Source organism: Acidimicrobiales bacterium (assembly GCA_035316325.1).
In the GTDB taxonomy this organism is placed as follows: domain Bacteria; phylum Actinomycetota; class Acidimicrobiia; order Acidimicrobiales; family VFJN01; genus DASXTK01.
In genome coordinates this window covers 1-7,912 of record DATHJB010000007.1, presented here as the reverse complement: position 1 = coordinate 7,912, position 7,912 = coordinate 1, and the positions used below count along the sequence as shown (strand labels likewise).

Below are 7,912 nucleotides of genomic sequence, written 5' to 3'. Positions count from 1 at the left end.
GATGTAGACGGCGTCGTCGTCACCCGCGGGGGCGATCACGTCGTGCACCGCGACCACACCGGGATGGTTGAGTCGCCCGGCGTTGCGGGCCTCCCGCAGAGCGCGTTCCACGAACGACGACTCGTCACCCGCAGGAGCGCGTAGCTCCTTGAGCGCCACGGTGCGTTCGATCAGGGTGTCGACCGCCCGCCACACCACCCCCATCCCACCCCGACCCAACTCATCCTCGAGCCGATACCGCCCCGCCACCACACGACCCACCTGCTCGCCCGACCCACTCATCGTCGCTCCTCTCCACCCGACGTCGCGAGCTGCACGAGCATCGGCGCCTGGCCGAAGCTGAGGTAACCGCGCCCTGGTGGGCCGGTGAAGTACTGGTCGGCTTCGAGGCTCAGGCGGTGCGCCACCGCGGTGGGCCGGTCGGCCGGTGTCAGCAGGATGAAGGCGCCGCCACCGCCGACCGCGCTGTTGACCAGCCGCGATCCCGGGGTGGGGAGCCCGTTGAGCATCGGGGTGGCGTCGCCGGTGAGCACGAGCGCGGTGCGCCCGCGGGCGGAGAGCTGGGCGCTCTCGTCGAGCAACGTGGGTGCGTCCATGAAACCCTCCTGCTCTGCGATGAGGTTGATCTGGCTCACGTCGTCGACGACGACGGCGTACGGGTTGTCGCCGAAGGCGGCCGCGGCCTCGCGCAGGTCGACGTCCTTGATGCTGACGCCCGTGAGGAGGCGCACGCCGGCGTCGTCGGGCAGCAGGCGCGGCAACGGCGAGCTGGGTGGGGCGACCGCGAGGACGCCGATGCCGACGCGGCGCAGGCAGTTGGCCACCATCGCCGCGGCGGTGGTGCGTCCCGAGCCCGACGGTCCGGAGACCAGCAGGACGTGCGCGCCGGCGAACAGGTCGATGCCGACCGTCGTGACGCCGGGGCCACCGACACCGAGCGGGATCCAGGTCCGCGAGGGCGGCATGTCGGGCGGCGGCAGCTCGTCGACGGCGACCCGCTCCGGCAGCGAGGGGAAGCGCCGCGGCAGCAGGGCGGGATCGCCGTCGCGGCGGCACCGGGCCACGAGCTCAGCGGGCGTCATGGCGACGTCGCAGATCTGGATGTGGCGGCCGGTGCCGGCGTCGACGGCCCGGCCGGGCAACGGCGGCGGGCTGGTCATCTTCGACGTGAGGTGGGCGCGGCGCGTGTCTTCCTTGGGGAAAGGCAGCAGCAGGCGGCGGCTGTAGAACGTCGGCAGCTTGTAGCTGAGCATGTCGTGCCCGCCGAGGGCCACGAGGTGCACGCCGAGCGGGGCGCCGGTGACGACGATCTCGCGCAGGCTCAGGACCACCGAGCCCTCGATGAACGTGGGGTTGCTGTGGTCTTCGAAGTGCTCCCACCCGTCGACGACGACCACGATGCGCGGCGCGGCCGATGCGCCGCGGTGCAGGGCGGTGGCGCGACGTTGGACCTCTTGCTCCAGCCAGCCGACGAAGCGTCGGATCCGGTCGGGCTCGGCCGGGGAGAACACCGCGCCGCAGTGGGGGAGGTCCTCGTAGTCGGAGAGACCGGCGCGGTACTGCTCGACGACGTAGAGGTGCACCTCCTCCGGGCTGAACCGGGTGGCCAGGCTGGTGATCAGGGTGCGGGCGAAGGTGGTGCGACCCGACTGCGGGCCGCCCGCGACCATGAGGCGGTCGACACCGGCGAGGTCGAGGTAGTCCGCCGGCTGCGCCTGGGCGTCGGGCTCGTCGACCAGGCCGAAGGGCACGGCCGACGCCGGCGCGGCGGCCGTGGCGCGGCCCACCAGGTCGTCGAGCTGGAGCCTCGCCGGCAGCGCCGGCAGGAGCGGCAGGAACGGGGCCCGGACGCCGATCCGGTCGGCGGCCTGTTCGATGGCCGCGATGGCGAGGTCCTGGTCGGTCGGGCCGTCGGCGCGCACGACGGCCCCGACGGGACGGGGTCGGCCCAGCTCGGTCCAGTCGACGGTGCGGACCGTCACCGGTGCGGCGTGGGCGCCGGCCGGGGGCGGGTCTCCGAGGTAGCCGCACTGGAACGTCTGCGGCCGCCGGCTCTCGTCGGTCGTGCACATGATCATCCCGCGACCCCGGAGCGAGCCGGGGATGGTGGCCGCGTCGGGCACGCCCAGCACCTCCGAGCTGTCGGCGGGCTCGTTCTGGCGCAGGCTGATGCGCAGCGAGATGTTGTTCCTCAGCTCGGCCGAGAGCTTGCCCTGCAGCGACTGGGTGCCGAGCACGAGGTGCATGCCGAGGGACCGGCCCTTGGCCGCCACGTTGACCAGCTCCTTGAGGAAGTCCGGCGACGACTCCAGGACGCGGGCGAACTCGTCGAACACCATGACCAGGCGCGGCACCGGGGGCAGGCTCGGGTCGGTGCGACGCCGGCGCCAGTAGTCGTCGATCTCGCCGTTGTAGCGGGCCAGGACCGACTCACGGCGGCTCACCTCGGCCCGCACCGACGCCAGCACCCGCGCCGCCGCGGCGTCGTCGAAGACGTCGGCCGCGGTCTCCCCGGTCGATCGGATCAGGCTGACGACGTGCGGGCAGTGCTCGAACGGCAGGAACGCGCTGCCGCCCTTGAAGTCGACCAGCACCAGGTTCAGCTCGTCGGGCCGGTTGGACAGCAGCAGCGACGTCACCAGCGTCTGCATGAGGATGCTCTTGCCGGCGCCGGTGGCCCCGCCCAGCATCGTGTGGGGCCCCTGGCGTGCCAGGTCGACGTAGGTGGGGCCGTTGGCGTCGGCTCCCAGGACCACCCGGGTCTGGGGTCCGTCGCCCTGGTCCCACTGCGTCAGCACGTCCTCCGGGGCCGGGGTGTCGATCCCGAGCGTGTCCAGCAGCCGCACGCGGCTCGGTAGCGCGTTCTGGGCCTGGGCGAACGTGATCCGGTCGCGCATCGGGCTCAGCGCCCGGGCCAACCGCTCGGCGCCGTCGCCGTTGAGCCGGTCGGGGCCGACGTGGATCGGGTTGGCCCCCCGGGTCCGCGTGAGGCGCATGCCGCCGGTCCCCACCTCGCACATGCCGTGGCACTCGTTCATGCCGCGTCGATCGGCGCAGATCAGGTGGATCCCGACGGAGGGCCCGTGGTGCAGGATCACGTCCATGCCGGGCATCTCCCGCAGCGCCAAGGCCCCGTCCAGGACGACGACGATCTCGTTGTCGAACTGCACCCCCTGCGACTTGGACCTCGCTTCCTGGCGGGTCGCGAGGAGGGCGCGGAGCTCGTCGACGCGCGCCGCGACCGTCCGGTCGTCGTTGCCGATCCAGTTCGGCATCGCCGTCGACCCGCCCGCGCGGACGTGCGGCAACCACCGGGTCCACGCCAGGTCGGTGCGCCCGTCGGCCGCCATGACCACGATGCGCAGGTCGTCCGGCCCTCGGAGCGTCGCAAGTTGGATCAGCAGCCACCGCAGCAGGTCCTGGACGTCGCGGTCCGCGCCCACGACACCGAGCACCCCGGTCGCCCGCAGGTCCAGCGACGCCGGCGCCCCGGTCAGCGTCGGCGGCACGAACCCCGGCCACGGCTCTCCTCTCACCTCCACCGACGCCGCCTCGTCCGCGGCTCCGACCCGCAACGTCAAGCCGTGGGGGCTGTCGATCCTCCGGGCCCACAGGTCCGGGCGTTGGCCGATGATCGTGGCGATGACCTCGTCCGGGCTGGGTGCCAGCTGCGCCCGCACCCTCCACTCGGCCGGCAGGTGCGCCTGGATCTGGGACCCGACCCGGTCGCAGGCCGTGCGGTAGTCGGTCTCACGCTTGGTGCCCTGGTTGCCGTCGACCATCCGCGACACCACGAAGCCGATCGCACCGACGGCGGCGAACAGCAGGATCATCGCCTGGCCGAAGATGACCGCCGCGATCACGCTGGCCACGACGGTCAGACCTGCGGTCACGGCCGCGGTGGTCTGCGTCGCGTTGTTGGGCTCCGGCCCCCGGTCCGGCATCGTCACCTCGAGGTGGGGCACCTCGGGCACGGCGGCGTAGGCGCGGTCGAAGTCCAGCCAACCGTCCGCGGCCCGCACCATGGGCAACGCCCCGGAGGCGGCCGGTGTCCACTGGAGCGCGTCGCTACCGATGCGCAGCGTGCTCGCCGGGTGCAGCGGCGCATGGCCGATCCGGCGGCCGTCGAGGAACGTCCCGTTGGTCGAGCCCTCGTCGGTGATCACCGCACTGCCGTCCGGAGCCACCTCGATCCAGGCGTGCTCGCTCCGGGAGACGTCCAGGTCACGCAGGCACACCGGGGCCGTCTCGTCGCGGGCGATCCGGTGCCGACCCGGGCTCAGGGCCACGGTCAGGCCCGTGTCGGGGCCCGCCACGACGCGCAGCTTCCCCACCTCGTCGCCGGTCACGGTGCGCGTGGGCGCGCCCGGCCCACCCACGCTGACGATCGCCCCGGGCATCAGCGGGCTGTCGGCCACGATCCCGCGCGGGTTCAGCGGCGTCTGGCCGACGTAGCAGGCGCGCCCGCTCACCGGGACCGGGAGCGATGCGATCAGGGAGCCGACGCTGCTGGTCGGCCCCGCGTCGACCTCCACGTCGACGTCCGTCGCGCCGTCGCGCACCGTCAAGAGCATCATCGACATAGGGACACCTCTATGGCAGGTTCTTGATGTTGACTGCGGTCCAGCTGCTGTCCCCGGGGGCCTTCCAGGCGTAGAGGATCGACCGGGGGATCGCCTCGTCGCCGACGAAGTGGGGCAGGGCCACGAGCTCGACGCTGCCGGATCGCTTGATCGCGTCGGCCACCCGCCCCTCGACGTACGCCATACCGCCCCCGTTGGTGTGGGCGTGGCCGGCGACGAAGTTCCGGGCGACGTTGGGCCCGCCCAGCCGGTCGGCCCACAGGTGCGCCAGCTGCAACCGGTACGGCGAGTCGAAACCGGGCAGGCTCTCCCGCAGCGCCGGGGGCGGGGAGGACGTCCGGGGGCCGTCGCGCAGCATGTCCCTCGTGACCGTCACCTGCATGCCCTGGTTCCGGGTGTAGCGGTCGCCGTTCGGCAGGGTGACCCGGTCGTAGGCCGAGCGGGAGCCGTCGCCGTGCCGGGCGCCCCACGACCGGTCGACCTCCCTCAGCCTCTCCCGAACCCGGTTCTCCGGGACGACCGAGTAGCCGGGGTCTCTCGGCCCACGGCCACTGCCGCCGGTGCCGCTACTGCCGATGGCGCCGCTGCCGGTGGTGCCGCTGCCACCACGGCGGGCGGCGGTGGCGATGCCGGCGACACCGGCGGCGCCGATGCCGGCGACACCGGCGGCCAGCGTCGCGTCGGCCTGCTCGTGCTTCTGTCGGGCGTCCTGGATGGCCCTCGAGATCTCGTCCAGGCTCCCCAGCAACTCCTGCGTCGACTGGTCCCACCGCTGGTGGTGCTGACCGAACCGACCTGACGCCACACGCGTCTTGAACCCGCTGCTGGTGAGACCGTCGATCACCGACTGCAGGTTCCGCAGCGTCCCGACGAGCTCCTGCTTGCCCGACCGCAGCTGGTTCGCCGCCTGCTGCAGGCCCTCGTAGCCGACGGTGATGCTATTGGCCACCGCCGCCTCCTCCGTTGGCGCGGCTGCTCTGCGCGGCCGCGCTGGTCGCCGCGGCCGTCACCTTCTCCGCCGCGGCGCGCTCCTGCTGCGCCGCCCGCTCACCCGCCTGCACGGCCCGCTGCCGGGCCGCCTTCCACTGCATCTCCGCCTGCTGCATCGCCTGCCCGGCCCGCATCGCCTGGGCCCTGAGCATGTTGTACTGCTGCACGTAGTAGGGGTACTGCGGGGCCGGAACCACCTTGGGCATCGCGTTCATCTGCGCGACGGCCTGCTCGTAGGCCCGCTTGGCCGTGCTGTGGGCCTGGCGGGCCTGTGCACCCTGGCTGAGCGCCATCTGCGACTCGCGCTTCGCCTGCTCCAACTGCCCCGCGTAGGCGAGCAGCGCCTGGCTGGCGTCCGCTCGCCCGCGCGCCAGCGGTGTCGCGTCGTTGGGGTGCGCCTGCAGCGCCTGACGGAACCGGGGGGCGAAGTCGCCCTCCATCTGCAGCGCGTTGCCCTCGTCCGCGATGGTGCGCAGCGCCTGGACCTGCTCCTCCCAGCGCTTCGCTTCCTGCTGCGAGGCGTTCGCCAATGTCCGGGCCTCGCCCGGCTCGCCACGGACCGGGTCCGCAGTCAGATCGAGGACAGACCAGTTGCCGCTGCTCATCGTCGGAACGAGGGCTAGCCGGCGGTGGCGCCGCCGGGGCCACCGAGCCCGCCGGCACCCTCGGCCAGGGCCGTGTCGGCCTGCTCGTGCTTCTGCTGGGCGTCCTGGATGGCCCGCGAGATGTCGTCCAGGCTCGCCATCAGGTCGTTCGCCCCCTTGGTCCACTTGTCGTATTGCGTGTTGAAGCGGCTCGACGCGACGCGCGTCTTGAAGCCGCTGCTGGTCAGGCTGTTGATCACGGACTGCAGGTCCTTCAGCGTCGTGACGAGCTCCTGCTTGCCGGACTTCATCTGGTTGGCGGCCTGCTGCAGGCCCTCGTAGCCGACTGTGATGTTCTGCGCCATCAGATCCCTGCTCCTCTTCGTTCGTCGTGGTTGGGGTCGGTCGCGGTGGGTCGCACCGCTGCGCTCAGCCCCGCGGGCCGAGGCTGCCGAAGCCGCCGGCGAGGTTCTGGTCCAACTCCTCGTGCTGCCGCTTGACCGACTCCAGGTAGCCGCCCATGCCGTCGAGGGCCTCGATCGACCGCTTGGCCGCGTCCGTGAACCGGGTGTAGGCATCGCCGAGCTTCCCCGACGCAGCCGTGGTCTTGAACTGGGTTGTGATGAGGTTGTCGACCATGCCCTTCAGCTGCTGCAGCTTCTGGTCGAGCTGCCCGCGGCCGGTCTTCAACCGGTTGGCCGACCGCACGACGGCGTCGTAGTCGACATTGATGTCTGCCATCAGATCGTCTCCACTTCCTCTGCTTTTCGTTGATCCAGGTTGATCGCGCCGCTGGCGAGCCCCGTGAAGCCTTGGGCCGACTCGTTGATCGACTTGGCCAGGTTCTTCCGTGCCGTGGCGAGACTGCTCTCGAACTGGGACCACGCCTGCTCGAGGACCCCGCTACCGAGGGGGCCGCGTGGCTGCGGCCCCGGCGGGAAGCCCTCGATGGTCTTGCCGGCCGAGGTCAGCCGCTGGCCGACCTGCCGTGCCTTGTCCGTATCGACGACGAACGCCTTGGCCAACTCACCTACCTCCTCCGCTTTGTTGTCCGACCTGGCTCACAAGCCGGCGACCGTACGGGCCTCGTGTTAGCGAGGTGCTAGCCACGGCGTCACAGGGCGTAGAACATGTACACGCACCAACCTTCCTCGCCGGTTTTCGGGTACACGCTGACGTAGCCGGAGGTGATGGGCTCGCCGTCGACGGTGCCGAGCAGCGAGGCCGAGTACGCGTTGCCGCCCCCGGTGTCGGCGGTGGCGGGGTCGACGTCGACGCTCGCCTGGCCGGCGATCGCGTCGCTGATGTCCGGCCCACTGTGGCTGTCCGAGCAGAGCGTGGCCGTCGCCGTGGCCTCGTCCCCGTTCCGGACGGCGGCGAGGAGCTCCTGCGCGAGGGCTTCGGCTCCCACTCCACCGTCGCAGCAGCCCTGGCTGTTCGTGGTGGTCGGACCGGAGCCGGCGGGGTCCTCGCTCAACTCACCCTCGTCACCAGGGATGTCCAGGTTCGGCACCGTGGGGCGGCCACCGGTTTGCTCGCCGCCGCTGTCGTCGTCGTCGGATCCGCTGGAGGTGATGATGACGATGAGGAGGAGGGCGGCGGCTGCGGCGCCGAGGACGCCGAGGATGACCGGTGTGTTGTTGCGCCGTGGTGGTGGCGGTGGCCCGGCTGGTGGCGGGGCGTGTGCGGGGCCGGTGGGGGGTTGGGGCGGTGGTGGTGTCGGGGCGGTGGTGTAGGGCGGTGGTGGCCCGCCGG

Annotated in this window: 8 protein-coding genes; all 8 read right to left on the bottom strand. The window is 72.1% G+C overall.

Annotation, left to right across the window (positions count from 1 at the left end):
* On the bottom strand, nucleotides 1-282 hold a 282-nt coding region (locus tag VK611_00840), incomplete at its 3' end, for a hypothetical protein (protein ID HMG39835.1).
* A complete protein-coding gene (locus VK611_00835) occupies nucleotides 279-4,583 on the bottom strand; it encodes an FtsK/SpoIIIE domain-containing protein (GenBank protein ID HMG39834.1) in 4,305 nt (1,434 codons plus the stop codon). The genes VK611_00840 and VK611_00835, both read right to left, overlap by 4 nt.
* Nucleotides 4,584-4,593: 10 nt before the next feature.
* Complete coding sequence (locus VK611_00830; protein HMG39833.1) at nucleotides 4,594-5,532, bottom strand: WXG100 family type VII secretion target; 939 nt, start codon at nucleotides 5,530-5,532, stop codon at nucleotides 4,594-4,596.
* Entirely contained in the window at nucleotides 5,522-6,178 is a 657-nt protein-coding gene (locus tag VK611_00825) for a hypothetical protein (protein ID HMG39832.1), read from the bottom strand. Before VK611_00825 ends, VK611_00830 begins: the two co-directional genes overlap by 11 nt.
* A gap of 14 nt (nucleotides 6,179-6,192) precedes the next feature.
* On the bottom strand, nucleotides 6,193-6,522 hold the full coding sequence (locus tag VK611_00820) for a WXG100 family type VII secretion target (GenBank protein HMG39831.1): 330 nt from the start codon (nucleotides 6,520-6,522) through the stop codon (nucleotides 6,193-6,195).
* A 64-nt stretch (nucleotides 6,523-6,586) separates the two neighbouring features.
* Nucleotides 6,587-6,898: a WXG100 family type VII secretion target gene (locus VK611_00815; GenBank protein HMG39830.1), complete on the bottom strand. Its 312-nt coding sequence runs from the start codon at nucleotides 6,896-6,898 to the stop codon at nucleotides 6,587-6,589.
* On the bottom strand, nucleotides 6,898-7,182 hold the full coding sequence (locus tag VK611_00810; GenBank protein ID HMG39829.1) for a hypothetical protein: 285 nt from the start codon (nucleotides 7,180-7,182) through the stop codon (nucleotides 6,898-6,900). The genes VK611_00815 and VK611_00810 overlap by 1 nt, the downstream gene beginning before the upstream one ends.
* Nucleotides 7,183-7,271: 89 nt before the next feature.
* Nucleotides 7,272-7,912: hypothetical protein (locus VK611_00805; GenBank protein HMG39828.1), on the bottom strand; the 641-nt coding region annotated here is incomplete at its 5' end.